We start from the raw sequence: 26,419 nt of genomic DNA on the forward strand, positions 1-26,419 counted from the left end.
TGGCCGAAGACGACCCATCCGGCAGTTAACGGTTAACCTTCATGTTTCTGCGAAAGCGTATGTTTTTGCTTATATTTCTAGTGTTAAGCCAACCGGGCAGTGATCCGATCCGAAGATGTCGTTGTCGATGAAGGCGTCTTTTAGCCATCCTTGCCGGATGATGACATCGGAAACGAAAAAGTAGTCGATGCGCCAGCCGGCGTTGTTAGTGCGCGCATTGAAACGGTAGGACCACCATGAGTATTTCACCGTGTCGGGATAGAGGTGACGAAACGTGTCCACGTAACCCATCTTGACGATGCGGTCGAGCCATTCGCGCTCGATGGGCAGGAAACCGGATCGCTTGGAATTGGGCCCGGGGTGCTTCAAGTCGATCTCGTTGTGGGCCGTGTTGAAATCACCGGTGATGATCAAGCTTTTTCCCTGTTTACGCAACCCCTCGGCGTAATCGAAAAAGGCCTGGTAAAAGTCCAGTTTGTATTGGAGGCGCTCATCGCTGGCCTGGCCGTTGGGAAAATAAACGTTAAACAGCGTAAATGCATCGAATTCCAGTTCCACGATGCGGCCTTCGTCATCGAACCGGGGGCGGCCGATGCCGTGGCGCACCGCCTTGGGAACCAAACGCGAATAGGCAGCCACCCCGCTGTACCCCTTTTTCACCGTGGAAAAGGAAAAGGCGGCCTCGTAACCGTCCAAGGCTTTCATGGTTCGGGTCAACTGGTCCTCCTGAAGCTTGGTCTCCTGGAGCCCCACGATATCCACATCCAGGCGGCGAATGGATGTCAGGAAATCTTTTTTCATGACGGCCCGGTAACCGTTGACGTTCCAGGAGATCAATTTGATGGTTTGCTTGGACATGGATCGCCTTTTTAATGCAATATGAAAATAAATATAATTAAATTAATTATTTATTGTACGAATATAAAGCTATTTATTAACTTTTTCGTTCCGCATTTACCCGGCTGAATCAACGGATCAGCGGTGGCGGCCCACCCCGATTCGCGGGCACATGCCGGACACCGGACACCGGCTGCAAAAAGGGGAAACGGGCCGGCACAGCACCTGGCCGAAGGCCACCAGCAGTTCATTGTAGCGGACCCAGTGCCGCTTGGGCAGTTTCTTTCGCAGGGCCAGTTCGGTCTTGTCCGGCGTCTTCGTCTTGACGTAACCGATGCGGTTGCTGATCCGGTGCACGTGGGTGTCCACGCAAATGGCCGGGATCTTGAACCCCTCCACGAGGACCAGATTGGCGGTTTTACGGCCCACACCGGGCAAGGCGGTCAGTTCCTCCAGGGTGTCCGGCACCTTGCCGCCGTAGCGATCCAGCAATATCCGGCTGATGGACAGCAGCCGCTTGGCTTTGGTGGGATAGAACCCCACCGGGTAGATGAGTGTTTCGATTTCCCGCGCCGGCAGATTCACCATGGTTTCCGGGGTCCGGGCCACAGCCAGCAGGCGTTGGGCGGCCACACCGGTCACCTCGTCCTTGGTGCGAAGAGAGAGCAGGGTGGAGACCAGCACCTCAAAGGGAGTGGCACCGCGGTTGGCGATGAAGGTGATGATGGGCGGGTTCCACTGGCGGTAATTGGATTCGATGGTGGCGACAAAACGGTCGATATCAATGGGGCGCTTTCGGGTCATGACAATCGTTTCTTTCCGGATCCATGGGAGAGATGGGCGGCGTCGGCATCAGCTTGCATCCATACACCGACCGGCCGTGCAGGTAAAGTCCCAAGTCCGAGGCCAGTCGTTTTGTAAAGCAACAAATCCATAAAATAATTTACATTGACATTTACATTTCACTTTTTATAATGGGGACAGCAAACGCACCGATTCGTGGAGAGGCCAAATGGAATCCGAACTGACACCGGGACAGAGACGGCTTTTTGATTATCTGAAAGATAACATCGAACGCACCGGAAGCGCACCCAGTCTCCGCCAGGCGGCCCAGGACCTGGGCGTGAGCCACGCGGCCATCTCCCAGGGCCTGAAGCTGCTGGAGCAAAAAGGAGTGGTGAAGCGCCAGGGCCGCTACAGCCGGACCCTTCACCTGATCAATCCCACCGGCGAAACGGCGGCGGCCCAGCGGTGGCGGGAGGTACCGGTGGTGGGCCGGGTCACCGCCGGCCTGCCCCTGTATGCCCAGCAGGAATGGGAGGGCAGTCTGGTGCTGGACCGCGCCCTGTACCGCGGCCAGCATCTTTTCGCCCTGCGGGTGCGAGGGAATTCCATGAAAAGGGCGGGTATCCTGGACGGGGACATGGCCGTGTGCGCACCGCGCCAGTACGCCGAAAACGGAGAGATCGTCGTGGCTCTGATCCATGGGGAGGAGGCCACGATAAAACGGTTTTTTCTCCACCGGAACCACGTCGAACTGCGGCCGGAAAACCCGGACTATCCGGTCATGCACTACGGGTTTGACGAGGTGCTGATCCAGGGGCGGGTGATCGGGATACAGCGGGTGATGGGTTGATGAGACACCCGACATCTGCGTTGTGCGGCACCCTTCATCACTGCGGCGTACCGATGTACGCTGCCTGCGGCACCCGCGATAGCGGTTTTCTCAGGATTGACACGCCTTGACCGCGCGGGCGTCCCATCAATCCGTCGGCCACCGGTATTTCCGGTTTTATCCATTCTGACTTTCACGCATGCTTCGAAAATGAAAAACGATGGAAAATATAGACAACCATCCAAATCGAATTCTGGTGGGAACCAGCGGATACGCCTACAGCGAGTGGGTGGATGCCGGCTTCTACCCCCCGGGCACCGGCTCGGCCCGGATGTTGGCGCATTACGCTCGTGTTTTCCCGGTCACCGAGATTAACTATACCTGGTACCAGATGCCCAAGGCGCCGGCCATGGACCGCATGCGCCGCAGGGTGCCGGAGGGCTTTCGCTTTGCTGTCAAACTCACCCGCACCCTGACCCACGAGGTGGACACCACCCGTTGGCCGGCCCAGGCGGCCCTGTACCGGGAAGGCGTCTCCCCGCTGGTGCAGTCGGGCCAGCTTTTGGCTGTGCTGGTGCAGTTGCCGCCCTCTTTCCGGCGCAATCCGGAAAACCGCCGCTATCTGGCCCGGCTGCTGGATGCGCTTTCCGGCCTGCCCCTGGTCGTCGAGTTCCGCCACGCTTCCTGGGCCACCGACCGGGTGTTTGTTTCCCTCGAAGAACGCCGGGTAACCCTGGCATGCGTGGATGTCCCGGAACTAAAGGACCTGTTCCCGACCCTGGCCGTGGTCACCAATCCGGATCTGTTCTACATCCGCTTCCACGGCCGCAATACCAAAGGCTGGCGGTCGGGCAGCATGCAAAAGCAGTTCGACTACGATTACAGCAACGACGAACTGGCCCAGTGGTCCCGGTCGCGCATTCCCGAAATGGCCCGGCAGGCAGGCACCGGCATCATTTTTTTCAACAACCACGTCCGCGGCCAGGCACCGAAGAATGCCCGGATGCTGATGGAGCAACTAACGGAGGTCTGAAGACGGACGACAGATGACAGAGAACAGAAGTCGGAGGACAGATCGCGGCTGGAAGCCGCTCCGACAATTCCCCAATTCCTCAATCCCTTAATTCGGAATTTCGATCTCAGACTTTCGACCTCCGTCATCCGACTTCTGAATAATCATGGAACGATCGATCATTCACATCAATGTCGCCGACTTCGCCGTGGCCGTAGAGCGGGTACTGGATCGCCGGCTCGACGGCCGGCCGTTAATCATCGCACCGGAGGGGGCCGCCCGGGCCACGGTTTATGACATGAGCGAAGAGGCCTTTCAAGCAGGAGTGAGAAAGCACATGCCCCTGAACCGGGCGCTTCGCCGGTGCCGGGGCACCCGGGTGCTGCCGCCCCGCCCCGATCGCTATGGCCAGGCCATGGCCCGGATGCTCAAATCCGCCCTGCCCTACTCGCCCCTCATCGAGGCGGGTGAAGGGGACGGGCATCTGTTTGTGGATGCCACCGGCAGCAGCCGCCTGCTGGGACCGCCGGTAGATGTGGCCTGGCGACTGGGCCGCCGGATCCGGCAGGACCTGGGCCTGGTGCCCATCTGGTCGGTGGCCACCAGCAAGCTGGTCGCCAAGACCGCCACCCGACTGGTCAAGCCTCTGGGCGAATATATCGTGGAACCCGGTGACGAAGCCGCCTTTCTGGCGCCCCTGCCCCTCTTTCTGGTGCCCGGCATCGAACCCGGCGACCTGGCACGACTAAATGATTTCAACATGATCCGGGTGTTTCAGGCCGCCAGGCTCAGCGCCGATCAGATGCAGACCCTCTTCGGCCACCGGGGGCGTTTTATCCATGACCGGCTTCACGGCATCGACCCGTCGCCCGTCCGGCCCGTGGACCAGCCGTCCCCGAGGGTCATCGAATGTCTGGAATTCGGCGAAGACACCAATGATCGATTGCAGATGGAACGCAGCCTGTACCGGCTGGTGGAAGGGGCCTGTCGACAGCTGCGGCGCCAAACCCTGGCCGCGCGGCGGGTCGCCTTGGTTCTGGAGCACACCGACGGCGTCCGGCGGATCCGCCAGACCACGGCCACACCGGCTACGGCCAACGATTTCACCCTCTTCGCCCATGCCCGGCGGGTGCTGGACCTGGCCTGGACCCGCCGGGTCCGGTTGCGGCGTTTGACCCTTGTCTGCGACCGCTTGACCTATCCGCCGGCCCAGCGTCTGTTGTTCGAACCGGAGCGCCGAATGGCCGAAAGACAGGACCGACTGGTGGCGGCCATGGACCGGGTCCGTCAGCGCTTCGGCACCGATGCATTGGCCATGGGACGGACGCTGGCGGCATAGGCCGGATGACAGCGGCCAGAGAACAGAAGTCTGAAAACGGATGGCGGCATTCTGAATTGAGGGATTGAAGAATTAACCGAGCCCAAACGCAAGACACCCAATGAACGCAACACACCCGACAAACCCAACGTACCGCCTGAGTGACGCTGCCTCTGTCACCGGCACCACATCGATTGGCCGAAGACAGAGGCCCGGTTTCAGATTTCTGACCTCTGTCTTCTGACCTCGGACATCCGATCATGATTCCTCTGACCGTCCGATCCCACTATTCCCTCATGTGGGGCACCGACTCGCCGGCAGCGATCTGCCGGGCTGCCCGACGCATGGGATATGACCGTCTGGCCCTCACCGATACGGACAACCTCTACGGCATGTTGAAATTTGTCAGCGCCTGCCATGAGGAGGGCATCACCCCCATTGTGGGGGCCGAAATCACCGACCCGAACAAACAAGGCCGCGCCGTTTGCCTGGTTAAGAACGCAGCCGGCTACGCCAACCTGTGCCGGTTGATCACCCGTCGCCACCGGGACCCGGCATTCGATCTGTCCACCACCCTGCCCGATCTGGCCGCCGGTCTGCTGGTGCTGGTCAACCACGCCGGCCTGCTGACGGCCTGGCACCGGGCCGGGGTCCACACGGCAGCGGCCCTGCCCCGGCATCCCCCATCCCCTTTCCATCCCCTGGTGCAGACGGCTCGACGCCTGGACGTTCCCCTGGTGGCGACACCGGGCAGCTTCTTTCTGGAGCCGGACGGATTCGTCGCCCACCGCCTGTTGCGGGCCATCGCCGGCAATACCGGCCTTTCCCGGCTCGGCCCGACCGACACGTCTCCGCAAGAGGCCTGGCTGGCTCCGGCCAAGGAATATCACCGGCGGTTCATGCATTGCCCGGAAGCCTTGGACAACACCTGCAAGCTTGCCGAAAGACTGACCTTCACCGGCCCATCCTTCGGTTTGGTCATGCCGCCGTGGGAAGACAACAGCGGGCGCAGCGCCGATGATTGCCTGCGCCGGGCCGCCTATGCCGGCGCCCGGAACCGATACGGGAAGGAACTGGGCGAGGCCGTGGTGGAGAGACTGGAACATGAGCTGACCGTCATCGCCCGCATGAATTTCTCGGCCTATTTCCTGGTGGTACAAAAAATCGTGTCACAAAGTCCGCGCACCTGCGGCCGGGGATCGGCCGCCGCCTCTCTGGTGGCCTATTGCCTGAAGATCACCAACGTCTGCCCGGTGAAACACAACCTGTACTTCGGCCGGTTTCTCAACCCCGGACGAACGGACCCACCGGACATCGACGTCGATTTTGCCTGGGACGAGCGGGATACGGTCATCGACGGCGTGCTCGACCGCTTCGCCGGCTGTGCGGCCATGGTGGCCAGCCATGTCCTGTTCCAGCCCCGCATGGCCCTGCGCGAAACCGCCAAGGTTTTCGGCATGCCCGATGCCGAGATCGGCAAAATCACCCGGCGCCTGCCCTGGTTCTGGCAGCGGGACGAACTGGACGCCGGATTGCTTAAAAATCTGCGGCAGCGCCCGGAAACCCGCCACCTGGATTTCGTTCACCCCTGGCCGCAGATCATGGACCTGGCTCAGCGAATCATCGGCATCCCCCGCCATCTCTCCGTGCACCCCGGCGGTGTGGTAGTTACCCCGGGCTCCCTCGACAGCTATGTCCCCATCGAAAACGCCCCCAAAGGGGTCCCCGTCATCCAGTGGGACAAGGACGGCGCCGAGGACGCCGGCCTGGTGAAAATCGATCTTCTGGGCAACCGCAGCCTGGGCGTGATACGGGATGCGCTGGCCAACGTAAGAGCCAACGGCGTTGCCTTCGACGAAGACCGCTGGGTACCCGAGGACGACCCGGCCACGCGGGACACCGTGGCCCGGGGCCGCACCATGGGCTGTTTTTACATCGAGAGCCCGGCCATGCGACTGCTGCACCAGAAAGCCGGCAACGGTGATTTCGACCACCTGGTGGTTCACTCCTCAATCATCCGGCCGGCGGCCAACGCCTATATCCAGGAGTACCTTCGACGCCTGCACGGCGGCGCTTGGGACCCCATCCACCCGCTGCTGGCAGATGTACTGGACGAAACCTTCGGCATCATGGTCTACCAGGAGGACGTCTCCCGGGCGGCTGAAGCGCTGGCCGGATTCTCCCATGCCGAGGCCGACGGCCTGCGAAAGATTATCGCCAAAAAAGACCGGCAGCGACAGTTGGCCGATTTCCATGACCGCTTCATGACCGGCGCCGCAGCCCGGGGCGTATCCACGGACCAGGCCAGCGCCGTTTGGCAGATGATGATGAGTTTTTCCGGATACTCCTTCTGCAAGCCCCACAGCGCCTCCTACGCCCGGGTGTCGTTCCAGGCGGCCTTTCTCAAGACCCATCACCCGGCCGAATTCATGGCCGGGGTCATCAGCAACCAGGGTGGCTTTTACAGCACCTTCGCCTACGTCTCCGAAGCCCGGCGCATGGAACTGGTCCTCGATCCGCCAAACGTCAACACCAGCCGGATCCACTGGACAGGCAGGAATCGTCGTCTGCAGGTTGGCCTGATGGCGGTCGGCGGATTGGGCCAACATACCATGCAAAAAATCGTGGAATGCCGGCAGGCATCCAATTTCAAGGACATGACCGATTTTCTGGATCGGGTGCAGCCCCATGAAGACGAGATCCGGGCCCTGATCCACTGCGGCGCCCTGGATGGACTGGCTGCCGGCCATTCGCGAGCCCAACTGCTGTGGACATTGGCCCGGTGGAAAGCGAATCGACGCCGGTCAGCGGGCCAGCCCGATCTGTTCGCCGCCCGGCAGGGCGGCAGAGCTGCCACGCCGCCGCCGGTATTCCCGCCGGAGGACGCCACGTCGCGCCTTCGCCGGGAATTCGCCGTTCTGGGTTTTCTGTGCCGCCGGCACCCGATCACCCTGTTTGCCGATGTCATCGACACGATGCACACCGTGAAGGCCGGCCGCCTTCCAGACCTGACGGGTCGACGGGTTCGGCTGGCCGCCTGGCTGGTTACCGGCAAGGTGGTGCACACCCACCGCGGAGAGCCCATGGAATTTCTCACTTTCGAGGACGAAACCGGTATCGTTGAGACCACTTTTTTCCCCGAGCCCTACCGCCGCTTCTGTCACATGCTAGACCGGAATCGCCCCTATCTGCTGTCAGGAAAGGTGGAAAAAAACTGGGATGCCGCGACCCTCACCGTGGAGCGGGTCGAGCCAATCGTAGACAAACGCCGGAGGACGGGTAATCGAATCCCGAATAGGGGGATTCGATAAATGGGGTATCTGTGAAAAAGTGGTCGATTTGGGTTCGGGACGAGGCTGCAGCGAAGTTGAAACCGTAAGGATGATAATCGATTTCCCGTTCGCTCGCATTCCCCGCCGCAAGCAGCGGGGAATGCGAGCGCTTTCGCGGTTCAACAAGGCGGGAACGCGGGCATGGGCCAAAAGATGCCGTTTTCTGACAAACACTACTTGGCCGCACGCTTAACAGCCCGCTGCAACGCACCGGTGATCTTTTTGGCCGGCCATGCCGTCACCGACCAGCCGAGGGCCAGAATCATCAGCCAGACCATCGCTTCACCTGCCTGGCTCAAGTTGCGCCCGTGGGTCAGCAGGGGGCCTAAAAAAAGGGCGCAGGCAAAGCCGGCGGCAATGCGCCAGGTATCGTCTGAAAATAGCAGATAAAAGAATATATAGGAGACGGTAAGGTTATTTTTCCGCATGTTCACTCCTCAGGCAACGGTTGGTTCCGTCCATTGTGTAAAAACTTTTGACTGCCGGGTCAAGGGCCACCTAAAAAAATTTCCCGGATTGCACCGGATTCTGGATGGGCGACAAGACCCGTTTGACACCATGGCCCTTTTCACCTATTTTGTGGCGATGACAATCGGGGGACGGAAATGAATTTAGTGACGAGTTTTAACACGCTGGGTATCGGCCCGGAAGCGGATGAAGCGCAGGCTAAGCGCGCTTACAAGGCCCAGGTACGGCGGTGGCATCCGGATCAGTTTCCCGAGGGGTCGGCCACCAAGACGGGTGCCGAAGAAAAGCTGAAGCAGATCAACATCGCCTATGCCCGCGTCAAAGCGCACCTGGCCATGCATCGGCCGGATCCGACCGTCTCGGCCAGCGCCAGCCCACCTCATCCGGATCAATCCAGCGCCCACCGCCACGACATATCCGGCGAAAAAAAGAAAAAGCACTCCTGGGTGGACCACCTCTTCGATGCCCTGAACGCCTATTCGGGGAAGCGTACCGGCGGACCCGCGGTACCACCGGATGGTGAAAGCGTTACCAAACGGCAAAAAACATTTGAACAGGTTCTCGATGAAATGGCCGGCGGTGCCACACCCCCAAAACTGAAACGCCGCCCGGGAAACCACGCCGGAACTGGCCACCGGTTCGCTTCCGGATACCGGCCCTATCGTCGGAAAGGTAGCGCCGTGGGTGCCGTGGGTGGTGCTGAACGTCCGGGGCCGATTAAACCGGTAGGACGCGTTCGGGGAATCGGCAGAAACCGATAATGCTTTATCGCCCCAACGATTTCAGCAGCGCCGCCATCAACAGCCACACTTTTCCCACCGATGGCAGATAGAGCCGCTCCGATGGCGAGTGAGGATTCTCCATGGTGGGTCCAAGTGAGATCATATCCATGCCAGGGCACCGGTCGCCGATCACCCCGCATTCCAAGCCCGCATGCATGATCTGCACCCTGGGTGCGGCATCGAACAGTTCCCGATAGAGCGACGTGCAGCGTCTGAGCAGAGGAGATTCGGGATTCATGGGCCAGGAGGGATAGCCGCTGCCGGTTTGAACCGCGGCCCCGGCAAGACGGCCCACTGCCTCGACCGTCATGCAGATGGCATCCAGACGGGAAGGTACCGAACTACGCTGGTTGGTGGTCACCGCCAATTCATCGTTGCTTATCTCCACCAACGATAAATTCGTGGAAGTCTGCACCAATAGCGGAAATTCTTCGGCCATTTCAACCGGACCGCTGGGCAATGCCGCCAGCAGGTTCACCGCCGCCGCCGTATCGTTTTGGGTAACGGCTCGCACGTCTGCACTCAGCGGCCCTTTTTTTTCAATTTGAACGACCAACTCCGGATCCGCCGCCTTATACTCCGTTTTGATGATATCGGCGACGGAACCGATCATCCTTTCCAGGTCACCAAGCGATTCCCGGCGGCAGGCCACCAGCGCTTCACAGCCACGGGGGATCACATTCCTGCCGGTGCCGCCCTTTAGCGCCACGAGTCGTATCGGTGCGACCGCCATCCCGGCACTCAGCAGGCGGGCCATGATTTTGTTGGCATTGGCGCGATGCTTGGCGATATCCACCCCGCTGTGCCCCCCCTTCATGCCTTGGGCCGACACGCTCAGCATCTCATAGTCGTCGTCAAGGATCTCGAATTCCAATGGCCGGTTGATGGTTGTGTTCCGCCCGCCCGCACACCCGACAACGAAGACGCCTTCGTCCTCTGAATCCAGGTTGATCAGGATTTTGCCCGACAGCAAAGATGGGTCCATCTTCAAAACGCCGGTCAGGCCGGTCTCCTCCTCCACCGTAAAAAAAAGCTCCAGAGGCGGATGGGAGACATCCGGATGGTCCACCAGGGCCAGGGCTAGGGCGATGGCAATCCCATTATCCGCTCCCAAGGTGGTTTCCTCGGCGGTCAGCCAGGGGCCATCTTGTACCATGCGGATGGAATCTTTGGAAAAATCGTGATCCGAGTCGTCCAGTTTTTCACAAACCATGTCCAGATGGCCCTGAAGAATAACGATGGGGGCTTGCTCCAAACCGTTTGATGCCGGGACCTGAAGGACCAGGTTGCCAGCTGGATCCGATTTTACCGGTATCCCCCTATCCTTGGCCCACTGCTGCAGCCAGCGGGATATCTGCTGCTCTTTCTGCGAGCACCGTGGAATCTGGTTGATCTGTTCAAAGTAGTCGATGATCGTACGCGTCACATTGTCCACGAATCGTTCTCCTTGCGTGCTCCAGACTTGATTTTTATGGCATCACGTATCCTATCGCAGGAACGGTGCTGATTCTGAGAAATGAGGTTAAGATACAAAAGAAAAAGCCGATAATCTAAAAAGTGTCTGGTCAGGATTGAGGTGTCGGCCCGGATCGGTGTTCTTTCGATCTTGTCCGCAACCAGAAGCTGCCATGTCCGCATGAACACCCGACTGTACCGAACGGCACCAAACGGAAAGATACGGAATCATTCCATGAACACCAAACTGCTGATGATCGTCGCCTTGTTGTTTTTTTTATCCTGGAGAAGGGCTGCAGACAGCTTCCTCTTGTTCTGCGCCCTATTTGCCGCCGGCCTGTTCGTTTGCGTGCTCATCTACCGGCTGGAAAACACCACGACCATCATTGACGAAGAGGCCGACTAAGCCCCTGAAGCCAGCCACCGGTCCTATTTCCCTGTCATACGTGCCTTTCCAGACAGTCCAACACCGCTTTGATATTGCCAGGGGCGGTCACCAGCAGGTGTTCCTCGATCCTTGCCCCGTTCAGATAGTCGTTGAGATAGAATTTTTCACCGCTGGCTTTGAACAATTGCCCGCCGGCTGCCTCCACGATCATTCGCGCGGCGGCCAGATCCTGAAAGGATTCATTTGCCGTAACGGCCACATCCGCGCGCCCCATGGCCACGTAACACAGGTGCGCGCCGGTGCAGCCCAGATTTCTGATCTTACCGGGAAACCGGGACACATAGTGCCGGTGGAATCTGGAAAAGGTGAACATCAGGCTTTCATCGTCAATGGCGCGATCGTCGGCCATCCGGATGCGTTTCTCTCCCCAAAAGGCCTGGCCGCCGGCCCGGGCATGAAACAGGTCACCGGTAGCCGGCATATAGAATGCGCCGAAAACCGGCCAGAAATTTTCCAGCAGCGCCAAGGACATTCCCCAGATGGGAATACCCGCCTGATAATTGTCGACACCGTCAATGGGGTCGAAAATCCACAAGTATCGCCGGTTGTCATGGGTATAGGCGGTGTCCAGCGTTTTGCTGGTGAACATCCGGTGATCGGGATACTGGTTGTCCAGCGCTTGCTGAAAGCACGTGCTGATCTGTAACTCAGCGCGGGTCACCAGCCCTTCATCGAATTTGGTCGCCCCCCTGCCCTTGCCAAAACTCTCCAATGCCCGCTGACCGGAACTTCGAATGGCTTCAATGGCAAAGGTTGTTAACGCCTCGATCCCATGGATTAGCTCGTGTGTCATGCCCCCCCCCTGGTGGTTTAAGGTGTGGTGTCCCGAAGACAGTTGCAGCAGAGAAAACAAAAAAACCGACTATCCTCCTAAAGAAGGGCCGGTTTTATTTTTTAAGGCGTGCAGGGCCGAAACATCCGGCAACAGAGCGACCGGAAAAACTGCTGCCCGTAACGGCAGGCATGTTCTCATGTAAAAATTATCGGGCAATGAAAAACGGAACGGGTAGGTGGTGGTCAATCATATCGCCGCTTCTTCATTAGGAAGAGTTTGGCTTTCCGGCTATTTCTTCGACGAGGCATATCCATCGGCGTACCATCCGCCGCCTTTCAGTTCGAAGCTGCAAGCGGAGAGTATTTTTTTGGCTTTATCATGGCATTTGGGGCACTCGACCGCTTGTGTATCCATCCGAACCAGCTCTTCAGTAATATGGCCACATTTGCACTTGAATTCGTAAACCGGCATCGCGATTTCCTTTCTGGGCGGGCAACGCGTACAAATGGATCGCTTGCTCATAATTGCCCGTTTTTGTGCCAACTTAGTTCTGTTTTGTTATCGTGTCAAGACCTGATCGCAACTGTTTTAAATGCTGCAAAGCTCCCAACGGAAACGGCGGACCCGATGCACCAAACCGAATCCGCCGATCGTATCACTATCCTGGCAATGGCTACTTTCGCTCTATTTTTACCACCAGATACCCGGCGTTGCGCCGCTTGATCAGCAGCTGAATGGTTTTGCTGTCCTCGTTCTTTTGCATCAGTTGGGCAAAACCTTTCCGGTCTTTCACGACGGTGCGATTGATCTCTTTGATGATATCGCCGGGACGTACATCGGCATCCCGGGCCAAGCTGCCATCTTTCACATCCGTAACCAACACACCGTTTTCTTTGCCTTCGATACCAAACCGGCGTGCGATATCCGAATCCAGGTCCGTAACCTCGATTCCCAGCTCGTCGTTTTCCGGACTCTGGGCGGCCAGCATCTTCTCATCATCGTCGCGTTTGGCCAACGTTACCGTCAGGGATTTTGCCTTGCCGTCCCTTATCAGGTCAACGGTGGTCTGGCTCCCCACCGGCGTATTCGCAATCATGGCGGACAATTCCCGGCCCGTTGTCACCTTTTGGCCGTCCACGGACAAAATGATGTCATTGACTTTGATTCCGGCTTTGTCCGCCGGATCCCCTTCGAATACCTGGGTAACCAGGACGCCCTTTTGGGCCTTCAAGCCGTAATAGTCGGCCAGTTCCGGGGTAAGGTCCTGAATGCCAACTCCCAGCCAGCCCCGGGTAACCTCTCCCTTGTCCTTGAGTTGCTCGATGATGCCTTTGGCCATGTTGATGGGGATGGCAAAACCGATGCCCTGGCCGCTGGCGATGATAGCCGTGTTGATGCCCACGACTTCACCGTCCATGTTCAGCAGCGGCCCACCGCTGTTGCCCGGATTGATTGAGGCGTCCGTCTGGATAAAATCGTCATAGGGTCCCGAACCGATGATCCGCCCTTTGGCACTTACGATACCGGCGGTGACCGTCTGCTCCAAGCCGAAGGGGCTGCCGATGGCCACCACCCAGGTTCCCACCTTCAGTTCTTCAGAATTGCCGAGTTCAAGGGGTTTAAGATTTTTAGCCCCTTCGATGCGAATCAGGGCAAGGTCGGTCTTCGGATCCCGTCCCACCAGTTCTGCGTCAAACTCCTTATCGTCGGCCAAGATCACCTTGATCTGATCGGCGTCCTCGATGACATGGTTGTTGGTTACGATGAAACCGTTGCCATCGATGATAAAGCCCGAACCCAGACTTCGCTGTTTGAAGTCCCGCTGTTGGCCATCACCCTGAAACGGGCCAAAAAATTCGTCAAACGGATTCCGGTTGCCGCCATGGGGATTTCCGAAAAAATGGCGAAAAACCGGACTGCCGCCCTTGATGATTTTAACGGTGCGGATGTTAACCACACCGGGTCTGGCTGCTTCGGCCAGTTCGCTGAAGCTTTCCGGAGCCGAGAATGCGTGCACGGTGCTGACCGATGGAGAGGCTCCCCATAGGAAAGCGGTCGCGGCGACAAGCAGAAAAAAGACAAGCAATGAGTGAAACGTCTGTTTAGATTTGATCATGACCAACCTCCTGGTACATCCCAATGTTAAAATGGTAGTCGTGTTGTTCTCAACCCGCACATCTTTCAATGGTGATGAATGTAACCGTCAAGGGTTACGGCAAGATGACTGAAAGATTACCATATGGTAATATTCAAGGTAGGTGGCAGAAAATGAGACGGATCATCAAACCTGATCAGTCGCGCAATGAGGTATCGGGTGGGTCAACAGTATGCGCGGCGGCCAGTTGTTCGCGCAATGCCATGCCGATCTGCTCCATACGGTAGGGCTTTTTGATATAGGGTCCGGCACCCAAACGCTGGGCTTCCAGTACGCGTTCAGACTCGGAAAAGCCGCTGGCGATAACCGCTTTCTGGCCTGGAGAAACAGCCAGAATTTGACGATAGGTATCAAGGCCGTCCATGTCAGGGTCCATGATCATGTCCAGTACAAGGATGTCCACAGGAGTCCTGCGGATATGTTGGACGGCTTCCTTGCCACTGGCAACCGCGTCCACCTGGTAACCCAGACGCTTAAGCATGAAAGCGGCCAGATCACGCTGCTCCTTGATGTCATCAACAACGAGGACGGATTCGCCGGCACCGCGGTACCGTTCGATGGGCAGCTCCTCAGCTTCCACTTTTGCAACCTGTCGGGTAATGGGGAAATAAAGGTCAAATACCGTCCCCTGGCCTTCGATACTGCTGGCATCGATAAAGCCGCTATGATCCTTCACGGTACCCCACACCACAGCCATGCCTAAACCGGTGCCGCTTCGCCCCATTTTTTTCTTGGTATAAAACGGCTCGAAGATTCGTTCCAGGTCCTGGGTTGAGATACCGACGCCGGTGTCGGCCACCCGCAGCTGCACATATTCGCCTTCCAGCACCGTTTCGAATCCGTGCATCGGCCGGTCCACATAGCAGTTCCGGGTGCTTAAAATGATTTCTCCCCCGTCGGGCATCGCCTCGGCTGCGTTGGTCACCAGGTTCATAATGGTTTTTCCCAGATGCACCGAGGAGCCGATAATGTTGAACAGCGCAGGAGCCAGATCCGATTGAATCGTCACTTGAGGATGGAAAGATTTAAGCCTGGCCAGTTCAGGACTGCTCAAATAATCTTCAACCACTTGATTCAATCCGATGACATCGGTAACGGCCACCCCCCGCCGTGCCAGGGTCAGCATATCCTGAACAATGGCCGCTGCTTTTTCACCGGATTGTTTAATGGTTTCAACGATGATGCGTGTTTCGCTTCCTTGGGGAATATCCATGAGAAGCAGTTCCGGATATCCCACCAAACCCGAAAGAATGTTGTTCAGATCGTGGGCCACACCACCGGCCAGGGTACCGATGGCCTCCATTTTCTGAGCCCGCTGGAGTCGTGCCTCCATCTCCTTCATCGCGGTAATATCCGTGGCCACGGTGAGCTGAACCAGGCGGTCATCCTCCCACACGATCGCACGAGCGGAAATAATGTACCAGCGGCCGTTGACCAAATTTTTATCTTCCCAGGAATAACTCTCACCGGGGCGACCGTTTTCGTTCAGCAATAGGTGGGTCTTGCAGTGGTGGCAAGGTGCTTCGAGTTTTTGGATCGCTTTATGACATACTTGTCCGACAATATCGTCGCCATAAGTCTCTTTCATGTGGCGGTTGGCCAGCAAAATGATGTGCGTTTCCAAATCCGCCACATGGATATCCGCATCGATGCTGTCGATGATCGACGCGAGCTGTTCGTGACTGGCCCGCACCCGCCCCTCGGCCTGTTTTCTCTCGAGGATCTCTTTGTTCAAATCACGGTTGATCCGCTGCAGCGCGGCGGTGCGCTCTTCGACACGCTGTTCCAGATTCCGGTTAATCGTGTCTGTTTTCTCCTTTTCTTGCTCCAAGAGATAATTCAGGAAAAAATTCTTTCGATGGTGAGTTTCGATGGAATAGCAGATAAGCATTCCCAGTAAATTGATTCCCATGAAATGGGCGCCAAATATCAACTGGATGACACCGGTGGATTCCATCAGCCACATCATCGCCGCCTGGTAGCCGCCGACGACCAATAGCCCGGCAATGGATGCGGTAAGGAACCGAGCATGGATAAACGTATATCCGAAGAAAACGCAAAAAATGGTTCCTACACCATAAAAATAGGACTCGGGGGCAGGTGTGATCACCACCATGGCCACGTAGGCAAACCCGGTGACCATAATATAGAAGCCATTCGCGAGCTGCCATACCCGGCGGTAGGCATCGGTATAGGAGAAGATCAGCCCAACCAGGAAAACAGGGCACACCAGCACATACCGGATAAACCACAACTGGAATTTCTGTTCCGGAAACACATAGGCGTCGAGAAGGCCGAATATGCTGAAAAAAAGGATCGCATACAGTTTACACCGTCGTACATGATCGATAGAATTTGAAAAGTATGCCTGCCTGAAGGGTTGCTCTAAGGATTGGTGGTTTCCGGTAAAAACAAGGGTCAACGGGTGGAGGTAGACTCGAAGCATGCTGTAGGAAATGGCGACATCAACTTTTTCCAGGGTTAAGTTCATGGCTCACCATTGGTTTTCGCCGAACAACAGCAGCGTCGTGATAGGAGGGAAAACGCAGATACAGAACATGGATTAAACGCAGTGCCACTTATCAACGGGATTGCGTCCGGGGCAAACTGAAAGTGAACACACTTCCAACCCCAAGTGAACTTTCGACATGGATTTCACCACCATGGACATGGGCAATGGCTCTGGCCAGGCTCAACCCCAGACCGAAGCCTCCGGCTGCCCTACTCTGGTCACATCGGAAAAACCGGTTGAATATCTTCGGCAGGTCTTCAGCGTCGATGCCGATACCGCTGTCTTTTATGGAAACGTTAATCATTTCAACATCCTTATCATGAAACCCATGAATGTCAATATTACCCGGTGCCGGTGTATATTTGATCGCGTTGTCCACCACATTGGTCACTGCCCGTTGAAGCATTTTCAGATCCCCTCGCACCATCAGCCTATCGGGGATGTCGCAGCTCAGGGAAAGGCCCTTGTCTTCTGCCAGGGGAGCAAATAGCGCGATCGCACCGCGAACCACGTCGGCCATGTTAACGGGTTCCATGCTCACATCTCCGGCACCGGCATCGGATTTGGAGATCATTAGCATGGTGTTGATCATATCCAGCAATCGGTCGCATTCCTCGATGGTGCTGCCGGCCAGTGTCAGATCATCGCCGGCGGAGGATGCACCGGAAATGCTGATTTCCGCCAGACCGCGAATCCTTGCCACCGGGCTTTTCAAATCATGGGCGATATTGTCGCCCATCTCACGGATACCGACCACCAGTCTTTCGATGCGGTCCAGCATTTGGTTGAAGGTCACCGCCAGGCGATCGATTTCCTCATGGTGTGCGGTGATCGGCACCCGACGGCTGAGATCGGATTCGGAAATCTGCCGGGCCGTACGCGTGACCGCTTCCACGCCGGAAAGGGCCCGCCTGGCCATGAACCATCCCACCAGGACGGCGGTCAATATCAGCGCAGACATGGTAATGAGAAATATCTTCTTGAAAATAGCGATAAATGCCGTGTCGTTTTCCATGGAATATCCCAACTGCGCAACGACACCCTTGCCGATGATTCCATAGGCAATGCGAACCCGATCCGGACGACCGGGAATGGTCAACGTTTCATAGACCCGCGAACGCCCCTCCACCAACTGGCCGACAGCGTTTCGGTTGATGCCGATCTCCTGCCAGTAAGTCATGTTGGATGAAGAAAAAGCCACCCCACTGGCATACAGCAGGCGGAAGAAGATCTTTTTCTCGCCGGCCGCCTGAGATTCGATCAGTGCCGCGGATTTGACATCCTCGAGTCCCTGAAGATTATAGATGGCCTCGAATTCAGATATTTTATCGGAAAGCCGGCTGTCCAGACGCTGCCTCAGGCTGGTGGTGATCAAGACATAGAAAAAAAGAAATGCCAGGCATGAGGTCAATGAGAAAACAATCCCGTACCACAAGGTCAACCTGAACGAGAGGGTCCGATGCAGTTTAATCTTTTTGGCGAAGGGCATAACCCACCCCGCGGACCGTGTGGATCAGCTTGTCTTCGAAACCCTTGTCCACCTTATCGCGGAGCCGGCAGATTCGGGCCTCCACCACGTTGGTCTGGGGATCGAAATGGTAATCCCATACGTGTTCCATGATCATGGTCTTGGAAACCACCCGGCCGGCGTTCCTCATCAGGTATTCCAGGAGAGAGTATTCCAGCGGCTGTAAATCAATTTTAACCCCACCACGGTATACTTCCCGCGTCAGCATGTCGAGCGACAGATCACCGCATGACAATCGGGTGGGTTCTTTTGCTCCGCTGGCCCGCCTGATCAGCGCCTGCACCCGGGCCAGCAATTCGGAGAAGGCAAACGGTTTGCTCAGATAGTCGTCACCACCCGTTTGAAGGCCCTTGACCCGGTCATCGATGGAACTTTTAGCGCTGAGGATGATCACCGGCGTCATCACCTTTTCCCGGCGCATCCGCCCGATCAGGGACAGGCCGTCCAATCCGGGCAGCATGATGTCCACAATTGCGGCATCGTATGGTTCGCTGAGTGCCAGGTCCAACCCGTCCGTTCCATCCACGGCATGATCCACCGCGAACCCTTCCGCCTTGAAGCCCTTTTTAACGAAGGAGGCGATTTTTCGGTCGTCTTCAACCAGTAGCAGTCGCATTTTTTCTTCCGGTTTAATTGAGTTCGAAAACTGTCGTACGCCCATCCATAACAAGGCGAGCGCTGGTTAACCTTGTTTCGGAAATCGCTCCAGCTGCTTTTGCATAAAATCCCACCCGTTTAGCTTTACAAGACAGTCATGCTAAAGATCATGCATACACGCGGCCCCCTTACCCCTCAGCGCTATCTTCTTGACAAATCCGACGGGCGCTGAAACAGTGGTCACCATTTCAAATAGTAGTTGATACCGGAAAAAAAATGAAGAAAAAAAAGTTGGCCCTTGGCTGGAAGGGCACGTTTATTGAGTTGTGTATGGGGCGGGTTACCCGGCTCAAAAAAGGTCAAATCGAAGCCTGCTGCACCGACCTGCAGAATGATATCCAAGCCTCATGGTATAACAATACCGATCTTTTTAGGGCGGTTTTCGGTGCGGAGAATTGGTGGTCCATCGACGATCTGGATCATGCCTTGGGACTATTTTTTGGCGACCGGGCCATCCTCGAGACCCAGTTGTCCGAAATGACCGTTGAAATCGATGGTACCCCGGCAACCATCGATCCTGAGGCGCTCCAACTGAGTTTCTACGCACCGGAGACTATCGACCCGATAGCAAGGGATGAATGCGTCGTCTGCCACGGCACCCGGCGGGAAGCGACACTGCGATTGGACGCCCAGTTTGAACCCCCTTTCGACCCTTCGCTGATCACGCTGTCTTTTTTGCGCTACCCGGACTATGGCTATATCCTCATCGATCTGGATTACGATGGACACGACGATGTCCAGTTCATCTTTGGTGAGACGACGTACCTGAGACCTCGATTCTTCGGAAAGGATCATTTCGATGACACTTCAAGATAAACTCAAAGACGACCTGAAATCGGCCATGAAGGCTAAAGACGTTACCCAGAAAGATGCTATCCGGGTTGTCATGGGAGAAATGGCCCGCTCGGACAAAAAGCAATTGCCGGATGAAGAGATCATCAAGATACTCAAAAAACTGATCAAATCGGAAAAGGAAATGCTGGAGAAGAGCGGCCAGGGAGAATCGTCCCCTTTTATCGCCATCATCGAGGCCTACCTGCCCAAAATGGCCACCCCGGATGAAATTTCCCGGTGGATCGCCGACAATATCGATTTTTCAGCCTACAAGAATAAAATGCAGGCCATGGGTACCATCATGGCCCACTTCGGCACTTCTGCAGATGGCAATACCGTTAAACAGGTGCTTCAGAATTTTTCTGCATGAGCATGGTTATAAAACGCTCAGTGCAAAATCCCCACCACAGCACCCGTCATGCAGGTGGCCAGTGTACCGGCCGCCACTGAGCGTAAACCCAGGGCGACGATTTCGCTACGGCGTCCCGGGGCCATGGTTCCCATGCCCCCGATCATGATCCCCAGACTGCCGGGGTTGGCAAACCCGCACATGGCATACGTCATGATAAGCATGCTGCGATCACTCAGTGCACCCGGTGCAAGTCGGCTAAGTTCCAGGTAGGCGAGAAATTCATTCAAAATAGTCTTGACGCCCATGAGGCTGCCGGCCACCGGTGCCTCCTTCCAGGGCACCCCCATGAACCAGACGATCGGCGCCATCACGCCTCCCAGCACCCGCTGGAGGGTGAGCGGCCGCCCGCCCATGTCCGGAAATACCCCCAGCATTGTGTTGACAAGATGAACCAGGGCCACCAGCACCACCAGCATGGCGACGATATTGATCAACAGTTCAACACCTTGAAGCGTGCCCCGGGTGACAGCATCCATGCTGCCGGCATCCGGATTCGCCACCGCCAGCTGTCCACCGGTGGGAGATCGGGTTTCGGGGACCATGATCTTCGCCACGGTGACGGCGGCCGGTACGCTGATGATCGAAGCGGTGAGGATATGGCCCATGACACCAGGAATGGCATCACTCAGGATGCTGGCGTATAGCACCATCACCGTACCGGCAATGGTGGCCATCCCGGCCGTCATCAGGGTGAACAACTCACTGCGGGTCATTTTTTCCAGATAGGGCCGCACGAACAGCGGGGACTCCACCATGCCTACAAATATGTTGGCCGAAACGCCTAATCCTTCGGCACCGCCCAGCCCCATGGTCTTTCGCAAACACCAGGAAAACCCTGTGACCACCACGGGAAGAATGTGCCAGTGAAACAGCAGGGCCGACAGGGCGCTGATTACCAGAACCAGCGGTAGCGCCCTGAACGCAAGCACGAATGCGGCGCCGGGATAGGTCTCGACAAAGGGCAACGGTGCGCCGCCAAGATAGCCGAAGACAAAAGCCGTGCCGGCCGTAGTGGCCGCCTCCAGTGCCATGACCCCGTCGTTCAGCATCAGAAAGAATTGCCTGAATACAGGCACCTTAAGCAGAATCAGGCCGGTGACCACCTGGGCGCCGATGCCCACGCCAACCACCTTCAACGACACCTGTTTGCGGTTTTCACTCATCAGCCATGCCAGGAGCAGAAATGCCACCAGCCCTGCCGATCCCTGTAAAACCATGGATGCTGTCCCTAGTCTTATGCTAGCGTTGCCGAAACCCATTCATCGCGGATTCGCTCTATCCGCCGTCCCGGATCAAAACTTTCGCTATCTGGATGTCGTAGGCCCGATTCGGATCGAACCGACCGCGCTTCTCATACAACACCTGAGCCTGTTGAATGGCACCATAAGGGACCCAGCCGTGATCATTCCAGACGCTGGGATCGTCTTCATTCTTCATTCTGAATTCGACATCCTCGTTTTTCTCGCGGACATACATGCGCACCCGCTTATTTTCAGGAACGGGGTAGTAGAAGATACCGATTTTGTCTTTCATGATGCTATTGGTCCTCCGATGATGGGGAATCCACCTGCTTGCCGATCCAGTCCAAAAAAGCGCTGTTGCCGCCGGACACCGGCAGTTCAACGACACAGGGGCAGTCATAACTGTGGATGGCCTTGACCGCGCTGGTCAATTCGGCTACCCGGCTGGACCGGGTTTTGACAATCATCACTACCTCCCGGTCGTCCTGAAGGGTTCCGTCCCACTCATATAATGAGCGCATGCCGTCGATTATATTCACACAGGCGGCCAGTCGTTCTTGGACCAGCGTTTTTCCGATGCGTGCCGCCTCATCCATACTTCCCGCTGTTATATATACAATGGATACGGTCATGACGACCTCCTATAGAAGACCTCTCTCCTTTAAAACCGATGCGGCCCGCCCACCAAGGCGGGTAACGCGGGTCAGGGCCTGCGTCAGATGAAAGGCGGTCTCCTGGGGAACGCCGGAATTGATCATTACCAGCGCCATATTGATCTTTTTTCCAATTTCATACCAGCACCTGTCACCAGTGATCCTGCCGGCCAGATCAGATTCATCGGCAACCATATGAGCGAGCGTTTTAAGGAGATTCAATCCCTGCCGTCTGCCCGGAGCATCCATAGCTGCCACCTGGTCGGAGACCTGGCAGATCCAGATTAATCCAGACTTGACCTTCTCGCTTTGGGCGTAAGCGGAGACGGCCTGTTTGATGCTGATCCGGCGTTCATCGTTGTTTTCCTGCGGTTCATTGTCAGTCACGTTGGGCCACCTTTTTAGCCAATGTATCGTGTTCTAACGAATATTTCATCTTTTTCAAAGTTTTTTCTTTTCAGGGAGAGGGTTCTTGAGATAACTTTTCAGCAGTCACAGCATTGACCCACCTGCAACCACCCACAGGAGTCGTCCGGATGAGCGAACGCAGCCGATTGGAACACCTTGCCATGCCTGCCAAGGGATTTCAGTCCGGCGGAACACCCGGTGCTGCCATCGCCTCCCCTGACGACGGGCATCGTCCTTCCCAGCCAGCGTTGAAGGAAAGGGATCTTCAACTGTCCGCCATCATCCACGCGTTTGACGGATTTGTCTATGTTTGCACCAAAGACTATCGCATCGAGTTCATGAACAGGCGGCTGATCCAGCGCACGGGTTTTGACGGAACAGGGCAACGTTGCCACAAGGTCTTGCACAACCTGGAAAAGGTTTGCCCATGGTGCCGCAACGAGCGCGTATTCAAAGGGGAAACCGTTCGCTGGGAGGTGAAGAGCCCCAAAGATCAGCGCTGGTATTACGTGATCGATACCCCACTCGTGCATCCGGACGGATCCATTTCCAAATTCGGCATGATCATCGACATTCACCAGCGGAAAGAAGCCGAAGAGGAACTGGAAGAGCGGGTACACGCCCGGACCCGTGACCTGACCCTGATCAACGAACACCTGCTCAACGAAATTGAGGACCGAAAAAAAATCGAAAAGACATTGCGGGAGAGCCAGGAGCGGCACCGCATCATTTTCGACGGCTCCCGGGATGCCATTTTTATCAGCGGTGCCGATGGCGCCATCCTGATTTTCAACCGCAGCGCCACCCAGTTGACCGGCTACCGACCGGATGAACTCAAGAAACTCAAAATTTTCGATCTCTACGCCAAGGTCGACCCCCAACGGCACAGCGATTTTTTTAAACGCATCTGGGCCGGTCAATCCATCTCCGGCGAGGCAAGAATCGCCAGAAAAGACGGCCGCACCATCTATACCGAGTTCAGCAGCCGCAAGATCGTGATTGCCGGCAACGCGTGTGCCCACACTATTGCCAGGGATGTAACCGCCCGAAAAAAATCCGAAGCCGCCCTTCGCCGCAGCGAGGCAAAATACCGGGAACTGGTCCAGAATACCAACAGCATTATCGTTCGCTATGACCCCTTGGGACACATAACCTTTTTCAATGAATATGCCCGACAATTTTTCGGGTTTCCCGAACAGGAGGTCATCGGACGGAATATACTGGGAAGCATCATTCCATGGCGGTCATCCGAAGGGCGCGACTATCGCTCCCTGATGATGGACTTTTTGAAACATCCGGAACGATACCCCACCAATGAAATGGAAAATATCCGTCGTGGCGGTCGGCGAGCCTGGATTGCATGGACCAACAAGGTCGTCCGGGATAAAAAAGACCGGATCGTCGAAATCCTGAGTGTCGGTGTGGATGTCACCCAGCGCAAACAGGCCCAGGATCAGGTACAGTTTCTCACTCACCAATTGATTAAAGCGCAAGAAAATGAGCGCCTTAAAATATCCCGGGATTTGCATGACCACATTGCCCAGGACCTGTCCACCCTGAAAATCAGCCTGGAAACGCTGTTCAAAGACCAGTCGACCGAAACCAATAAAAAAGTTGCCCAATTGTCTGATATCCTGCAGCGATCGATTGCGGCTGTCAGGGACATGGCCTACGATCTGCGCCCCCCCGGCCTCGACCAGTTGGGTTTAGTCAAAACCCTTTACCTGTATTGTGAGGATTTTTCAAAATCCACTACGACGGAGATCGATTTCGCTGCGGCCGGCGTGGACGAGTTGGACCTGGAATATGAAACGGAAATCAACATCTACCGGCTGATCCAGGAAGCCTTGAACAACATCAAACGGCACGCCGGCGCCAACCGGGTGACGATCCGGGTGGTCACTTCCTCTCCGGATATCGTCATACGTATCAAGGACAATGGTAAAGGATTCGACGTAAACGATCGCCGGAAGCGGGCCCTGAAGGAAAAGCGCATGGGCCTTCAGAGCATGGTGGAACGGGTTCGTCTGCTCCAAGGAAAAATCAACATCCAATCCAAGCCCAACAAAGGCACCTATATTTTCATTGCCATTCCGCTAAAGGAGAAAAGCAGTGTCTTCCAGGAAAAGCATTCTCATTATTGACGACCACCCGCTGTTCAGAGAAGGCCTTAAATCCATCATTGCCGGGGACCGTCATTTCGTGGTCGAAGGCGAGGCCGGAGATTCACGCAATGGTTTGGCCATGGCCAAAAAAATCAAACCTGATGTGGCACTGGTGGACATTTCATTGCCCGATGAGAGCGGCATGCAGTTGACCCGACGAATAAGGGAAGCCCTGCCGCACACCCGGGTGATGATCATCAGCATGCACTCGAAAATCGATTACATCGTGGAAGCCTTCCAGGCCGGTGCAACCGGCTACGTGGTCAAGGAATCAGCCGCTGGCCGACTGGTGCAAGGGCTACATGCCGTCATTCAAGGTGAGTATTTTCTGGACAGTTCCATCTCTCACGAGGTGGTGGAGCGACTGATGAAATCACCGGTCCGCGAGGCAAGGGTGAGCGATACGGACTATGGCCGTCTCACCCCCAGGGAACAGGAAATCATGCGCATGCTGGCCGAAGGGCTCCCAAAATCGGAAATCGCCGACCGGCTTTGCATCAGCATTAAAACCGTCGAGAACCACCGGTCCAACATCATGAAAAAACTCGATTTACACAGCGCCATGGATCTCGTTCGCTACGCGGCCAAACTGGGGCTCATTGATATCGACCTCTGGAAAGAGTAGGGCCTGATGCGGATTGAAGCACAGGTGCAAACTAAAACCATCATGTGTTAACACCAGAATCATCGCATCGACGCAATTTCCCGCCAGTGACCTACAACGGATGGTTCAAATTCGGTTTGAAGCCATCTCAACATCTTGTATTTAATTCCTCTTTAACCCACAAGATTTCTCACCACTCGGGAATTTCTCCCGGGATATAGTAAAAAAACCTAAATAAATGAGTCGAATGACCTATAGACATTTTTTCTACTGCCGATAGTATATACAAAGCAGAGAAGGGTCGGTTGTCTAAAAGGGGTGGAGAATCGACCGATCCTGCCAATGATTTTCAATGATGGACAACAGATAGGGAGGTTAACGGGTACCATGTTCTTTTAACAGCCAGTGATGGTACGGCGAATGCTAAGAAAGGAGAACAAGATGATATCTTCTCCATGCAAAACCTGCGAAAGAAGGAACGACCCGAAGGATGAATGCCTGAAAGACTGTAAAATTTTGCATGACGTTCAGGAATTCCATCTGATAACCGCGAAAAGCATCTGTTACAGCGCCATCGACTGCACCGAGGAAAGCCGCTACCACATCAAGTCACCATCTGCGGCCATGATGAGCCCATATTAGCGTCCTTGCTTGCCGTTCTAAATTGTCTGGCCCAGTCCATGGCTTGGGATTGCGCCGATTCATGGCACTTTGTTCGGATAAAACTGCATCGGCCAACAGGATAAACGGTTGCGGCCAGCCGATACCATCTGTTTCCCGGCTTTTCAGGCGCTCTTCGGGTTGCCTACACCGCCGCATGTGGCTCCATGGAAAAGGCTCTTTCATCCGTTTTCGAATCAACGATATCGTCTTCGCACCCCCTGGCCTTTGACCAACATCAAAAGAGCTAACGATGATGGATCAATATCGATCTTCCGTACCAGAAAACCAGAAACCATTTCGTTCCGGCAACAATTCCAACCAGACCGCCAAGAATGACATCGAAAAAAAGCTTCATTCCAAGGGACAAGTCGACATTATCGCCATGGTCCGGAGCCTGCAGCGAACGGCGGGGGTGGCGGACTGCTTCAAAATGGGCAATGCGGACTGTGACATCATCGACTGCGACTGGCGCACCTATTGCCTGAGCACGCCGGCGGATACGACAAAAATCGAAAAGCCGGCCAAACTGAAATAGACCGGATTGA

At 56.0% G+C, this 26,419-nt stretch carries 25 protein-coding genes; 11 read left to right on the forward strand and 14 right to left on the reverse strand.

Annotated elements, in window-relative coordinates:
- Positions 1-69: 69 nt before the first annotated feature.
- Both ACZCED_RS03360 and ACZCED_RS03365 read right to left on the reverse strand, forming a co-directional pair.
- The gene (locus ACZCED_RS03360; RefSeq protein WP_464860210.1) at positions 70-858 is read right to left on the reverse strand and encodes an exodeoxyribonuclease III; all 789 of its coding nucleotides are present in this window, start codon (positions 856-858) and stop codon (positions 70-72) included.
- A 117-nt stretch (positions 859-975) separates the two neighbouring features.
- Complete coding sequence (locus ACZCED_RS03365) at positions 976-1,641, reverse strand: endonuclease III domain-containing protein (protein WP_462972110.1); 666 nt, start codon at positions 1,639-1,641, stop codon at positions 976-978.
- A gap of 208 nt (positions 1,642-1,849) precedes the next feature.
- Between ACZCED_RS03365 and lexA the strand changes: the two genes are divergently transcribed.
- The 4 genes from lexA to ACZCED_RS03385 all read left to right on the forward strand — a co-directional run bounded on the left by lexA (position 1,850) and on the right by ACZCED_RS03385 (position 8,093).
- On the forward strand, positions 1,850-2,473 hold the full coding sequence (gene lexA, locus ACZCED_RS03370) for a transcriptional repressor LexA (RefSeq protein ID WP_462972111.1): 624 nt from the start codon (positions 1,850-1,852) through the stop codon (positions 2,471-2,473).
- 199 nt (positions 2,474-2,672) lie between these two features.
- The gene (locus tag ACZCED_RS03375; protein WP_464860211.1) at positions 2,673-3,485 is read left to right on the forward strand and encodes a DUF72 domain-containing protein; all 813 of its coding nucleotides are present in this window, start codon (positions 2,673-2,675) and stop codon (positions 3,483-3,485) included.
- A 145-nt stretch (positions 3,486-3,630) separates the two neighbouring features.
- On the forward strand, positions 3,631-4,803 hold the full coding sequence (locus tag ACZCED_RS03380; RefSeq protein ID WP_464860212.1) for a DNA polymerase Y family protein: 1,173 nt from the start codon (positions 3,631-3,633) through the stop codon (positions 4,801-4,803).
- A 239-nt stretch (positions 4,804-5,042) separates the two neighbouring features.
- Positions 5,043-8,093 carry a DNA polymerase III subunit alpha gene (locus ACZCED_RS03385; protein WP_464860213.1) on the forward strand — a complete coding sequence of 1,017 codons (3,051 nt, stop codon included), beginning with the start codon at positions 5,043-5,045 and terminating at the stop codon, positions 8,091-8,093.
- A gap of 194 nt (positions 8,094-8,287) precedes the next feature.
- Here ACZCED_RS03385 and ACZCED_RS03390 read toward each other — a convergent pair whose 3' ends face one another.
- Positions 8,288-8,542: a hypothetical protein gene (locus tag ACZCED_RS03390; RefSeq protein ID WP_462968352.1), complete on the reverse strand. Its 255-nt coding sequence runs from the start codon at positions 8,540-8,542 to the stop codon at positions 8,288-8,290.
- Between the two features lie 177 nt (positions 8,543-8,719).
- On the opposite strand from ACZCED_RS03390, the gene ACZCED_RS03395 reads away from it, so the two are divergent.
- On the forward strand, positions 8,720-9,343 hold the full coding sequence (locus ACZCED_RS03395) for a J domain-containing protein (protein WP_464860214.1): 624 nt from the start codon (positions 8,720-8,722) through the stop codon (positions 9,341-9,343).
- Positions 9,344-9,347: 4 nt separating this feature from the next.
- Here the strand turns inward: ACZCED_RS03395 and ACZCED_RS03400 are convergent, their stop codons facing one another.
- A complete protein-coding gene (locus ACZCED_RS03400) occupies positions 9,348-10,799 on the reverse strand; it encodes an aminoacyl-histidine dipeptidase (protein ID WP_464860215.1) in 1,452 nt (483 codons plus the stop codon).
- A gap of 255 nt (positions 10,800-11,054) precedes the next feature.
- Here ACZCED_RS03400 and ACZCED_RS03405 point away from each other — a divergent pair, with 255 nt between their 5' ends.
- Positions 11,055-11,225: a hypothetical protein gene (locus tag ACZCED_RS03405; RefSeq protein ID WP_462968355.1), complete on the forward strand. Its 171-nt coding sequence runs from the start codon at positions 11,055-11,057 to the stop codon at positions 11,223-11,225.
- A gap of 34 nt (positions 11,226-11,259) precedes the next feature.
- Here ACZCED_RS03405 and ACZCED_RS03410 read toward each other — a convergent pair whose 3' ends face one another.
- The 6 genes from ACZCED_RS03410 to ACZCED_RS03435 form a co-directional block, all read right to left on the reverse strand.
- Entirely contained in the window at positions 11,260-12,060 is an 801-nt protein-coding gene (locus ACZCED_RS03410; protein WP_462968356.1) for an inositol monophosphatase family protein, read from the reverse strand.
- 270 nt (positions 12,061-12,330) lie between these two features.
- Positions 12,331-12,513 carry an FmdB family zinc ribbon protein gene (locus ACZCED_RS03415; RefSeq protein ID WP_462968357.1) on the reverse strand — a complete coding sequence of 61 codons (183 nt, stop codon included), beginning with the start codon at positions 12,511-12,513 and terminating at the stop codon, positions 12,331-12,333.
- 202 nt (positions 12,514-12,715) lie between these two features.
- On the reverse strand, positions 12,716-14,158 hold the full coding sequence (locus tag ACZCED_RS03420; protein WP_462968358.1) for a DegQ family serine endoprotease: 1,443 nt from the start codon (positions 14,156-14,158) through the stop codon (positions 12,716-12,718).
- A 175-nt stretch (positions 14,159-14,333) separates the two neighbouring features.
- Positions 14,334-16,688, reverse strand: coding sequence for an ATP-binding protein (locus tag ACZCED_RS03425; RefSeq protein WP_462968359.1), 2,355 nt, complete (start codon positions 16,686-16,688; stop codon positions 14,334-14,336).
- A gap of 91 nt (positions 16,689-16,779) precedes the next feature.
- Complete coding sequence (locus tag ACZCED_RS03430; protein WP_464860216.1) at positions 16,780-18,198, reverse strand: sensor histidine kinase; 1,419 nt, start codon at positions 18,196-18,198, stop codon at positions 16,780-16,782.
- Positions 18,176-18,853 (reverse strand): response regulator, encoded by a 678-nt coding sequence (locus ACZCED_RS03435; protein ID WP_462968361.1) that lies wholly within the window; start codon positions 18,851-18,853, stop codon positions 18,176-18,178. Before ACZCED_RS03435 ends, ACZCED_RS03430 begins: the two co-directional genes overlap by 23 nt.
- Before the next feature lie 257 nt (positions 18,854-19,110).
- On the opposite strand from ACZCED_RS03435, the gene ACZCED_RS03440 reads away from it, so the two are divergent.
- Both ACZCED_RS03440 and ACZCED_RS03445 read left to right on the forward strand, forming a co-directional pair.
- Positions 19,111-19,710 carry a hypothetical protein gene (locus ACZCED_RS03440; protein WP_462968362.1) on the forward strand — a complete coding sequence of 200 codons (600 nt, stop codon included), beginning with the start codon at positions 19,111-19,113 and terminating at the stop codon, positions 19,708-19,710.
- A complete protein-coding gene (locus ACZCED_RS03445) occupies positions 19,694-20,098 on the forward strand; it encodes a GatB/YqeY domain-containing protein (protein WP_462968363.1) in 405 nt (134 codons plus the stop codon). The genes ACZCED_RS03440 and ACZCED_RS03445 overlap by 17 nt, the downstream gene beginning before the upstream one ends.
- A 17-nt stretch (positions 20,099-20,115) precedes the next feature.
- On the opposite strand, the gene ACZCED_RS03450 is transcribed toward ACZCED_RS03445, so the two are convergent.
- From ACZCED_RS03450 to ACZCED_RS03465, 4 genes are read right to left on the reverse strand one after another with little or no spacing between them, the layout of a single operon-like run.
- Complete coding sequence (locus ACZCED_RS03450; protein ID WP_462968364.1) at positions 20,116-21,357, reverse strand: NupC/NupG family nucleoside CNT transporter; 1,242 nt, start codon at positions 21,355-21,357, stop codon at positions 20,116-20,118.
- A 58-nt stretch (positions 21,358-21,415) separates the two neighbouring features.
- Positions 21,416-21,673 (reverse strand): hypothetical protein, encoded by a 258-nt coding sequence (locus tag ACZCED_RS03455; RefSeq protein WP_462968365.1) that lies wholly within the window; start codon positions 21,671-21,673, stop codon positions 21,416-21,418.
- 4 nt (positions 21,674-21,677) lie between these two features.
- On the reverse strand, positions 21,678-22,013 hold the full coding sequence (cutA, locus tag ACZCED_RS03460; protein WP_462968366.1) for a divalent-cation tolerance protein CutA: 336 nt from the start codon (positions 22,011-22,013) through the stop codon (positions 21,678-21,680).
- Positions 22,014-22,022: 9 nt separating this feature from the next.
- Entirely contained in the window at positions 22,023-22,421 is a 399-nt protein-coding gene (locus ACZCED_RS03465; RefSeq protein WP_462968367.1) for a hypothetical protein, read from the reverse strand.
- Between the two features lie 149 nt (positions 22,422-22,570).
- On the opposite strand from ACZCED_RS03465, the gene ACZCED_RS03470 reads away from it, so the two are divergent.
- The 3 genes from ACZCED_RS03470 (at position 22,571) to ACZCED_RS03480 (ending at position 26,409) form a co-directional block, all read left to right on the forward strand.
- Complete coding sequence (locus tag ACZCED_RS03470) at positions 22,571-24,586, forward strand: PAS domain-containing sensor histidine kinase (RefSeq protein WP_464860217.1); 2,016 nt, start codon at positions 22,571-22,573, stop codon at positions 24,584-24,586.
- Complete coding sequence (locus ACZCED_RS03475) at positions 24,555-25,232, forward strand: response regulator (protein ID WP_464860218.1); 678 nt, start codon at positions 24,555-24,557, stop codon at positions 25,230-25,232. The genes ACZCED_RS03470 and ACZCED_RS03475 overlap by 32 nt, the downstream gene beginning before the upstream one ends.
- 892 nt (positions 25,233-26,124) lie before the next feature.
- The gene (locus tag ACZCED_RS03480; RefSeq protein WP_464860219.1) at positions 26,125-26,409 is read left to right on the forward strand and encodes a hypothetical protein; all 285 of its coding nucleotides are present in this window, start codon (positions 26,125-26,127) and stop codon (positions 26,407-26,409) included.
- Positions 26,410-26,419 lie beyond the last annotated feature (10 nt).

The organism is Desulfosarcina sp., from assembly GCF_055467485.1.

Coding starts and splice junctions, on each gene's coding strand:
- ACZCED_RS03395 (WP_464860214.1), top strand. CDS start 8,720: ATGAATTTAGTGACGAGTTTTAACACGCTGGGTATCGGCCCGGAAGCG.
- ACZCED_RS03420 (WP_462968358.1), bottom strand. CDS start 14,158: ATGATCAAATCTAAACAGACGTTTCACTCATTGCTTGTCTTTTTTCTG.
- ACZCED_RS03450 (WP_462968364.1), bottom strand. CDS start 21,357: ATGGTTTTACAGGGATCGGCAGGGCTGGTGGCATTTCTGCTCCTGGCA.
- ACZCED_RS03415 (WP_462968357.1), bottom strand. CDS start 12,513: ATGCCGGTTTACGAATTCAAGTGCAAATGTGGCCATATTACTGAAGAG.
- ACZCED_RS03440 (WP_462968362.1), top strand. CDS start 19,111: ATGAAGAAAAAAAAGTTGGCCCTTGGCTGGAAGGGCACGTTTATTGAG.
- ACZCED_RS03435 (WP_462968361.1), bottom strand. CDS start 18,853: ATGCGACTGCTACTGGTTGAAGACGACCGAAAAATCGCCTCCTTCGTT.
- lexA (WP_462972111.1), top strand. CDS start 1,850: ATGGAATCCGAACTGACACCGGGACAGAGACGGCTTTTTGATTATCTG.
- ACZCED_RS03405 (WP_462968355.1), top strand. CDS start 11,055: ATGAACACCAAACTGCTGATGATCGTCGCCTTGTTGTTTTTTTTATCC.
- ACZCED_RS03480 (WP_464860219.1), top strand. CDS start 26,125: ATGATGGATCAATATCGATCTTCCGTACCAGAAAACCAGAAACCATTT.
- ACZCED_RS03365 (WP_462972110.1), bottom strand. CDS start 1,641: ATGACCCGAAAGCGCCCCATTGATATCGACCGTTTTGTCGCCACCATC.
- ACZCED_RS03445 (WP_462968363.1), top strand. CDS start 19,694: ATGACACTTCAAGATAAACTCAAAGACGACCTGAAATCGGCCATGAAG.
- cutA (WP_462968366.1), bottom strand. CDS start 22,013: ATGACCGTATCCATTGTATATATAACAGCGGGAAGTATGGATGAGGCG.
- ACZCED_RS03470 (WP_464860217.1), top strand. CDS start 22,571: ATGAGCGAACGCAGCCGATTGGAACACCTTGCCATGCCTGCCAAGGGA.
- ACZCED_RS03430 (WP_464860216.1), bottom strand. CDS start 18,198: ATGCCCTTCGCCAAAAAGATTAAACTGCATCGGACCCTCTCGTTCAGG.
- ACZCED_RS03360 (WP_464860210.1), bottom strand. CDS start 858: ATGTCCAAGCAAACCATCAAATTGATCTCCTGGAACGTCAACGGTTAC.
- ACZCED_RS03410 (WP_462968356.1), bottom strand. CDS start 12,060: ATGACACACGAGCTAATCCATGGGATCGAGGCGTTAACAACCTTTGCC.
- ACZCED_RS03425 (WP_462968359.1), bottom strand. CDS start 16,688: ATGAACTTAACCCTGGAAAAAGTTGATGTCGCCATTTCCTACAGCATG.
- ACZCED_RS03390 (WP_462968352.1), bottom strand. CDS start 8,542: ATGCGGAAAAATAACCTTACCGTCTCCTATATATTCTTTTATCTGCTA.
- ACZCED_RS03385 (WP_464860213.1), top strand. CDS start 5,043: ATGATTCCTCTGACCGTCCGATCCCACTATTCCCTCATGTGGGGCACC.
- ACZCED_RS03380 (WP_464860212.1), top strand. CDS start 3,631: ATGGAACGATCGATCATTCACATCAATGTCGCCGACTTCGCCGTGGCC.
- ACZCED_RS03375 (WP_464860211.1), top strand. CDS start 2,673: ATGGAAAATATAGACAACCATCCAAATCGAATTCTGGTGGGAACCAGC.
- ACZCED_RS03455 (WP_462968365.1), bottom strand. CDS start 21,673: ATGAAAGACAAAATCGGTATCTTCTACTACCCCGTTCCTGAAAATAAG.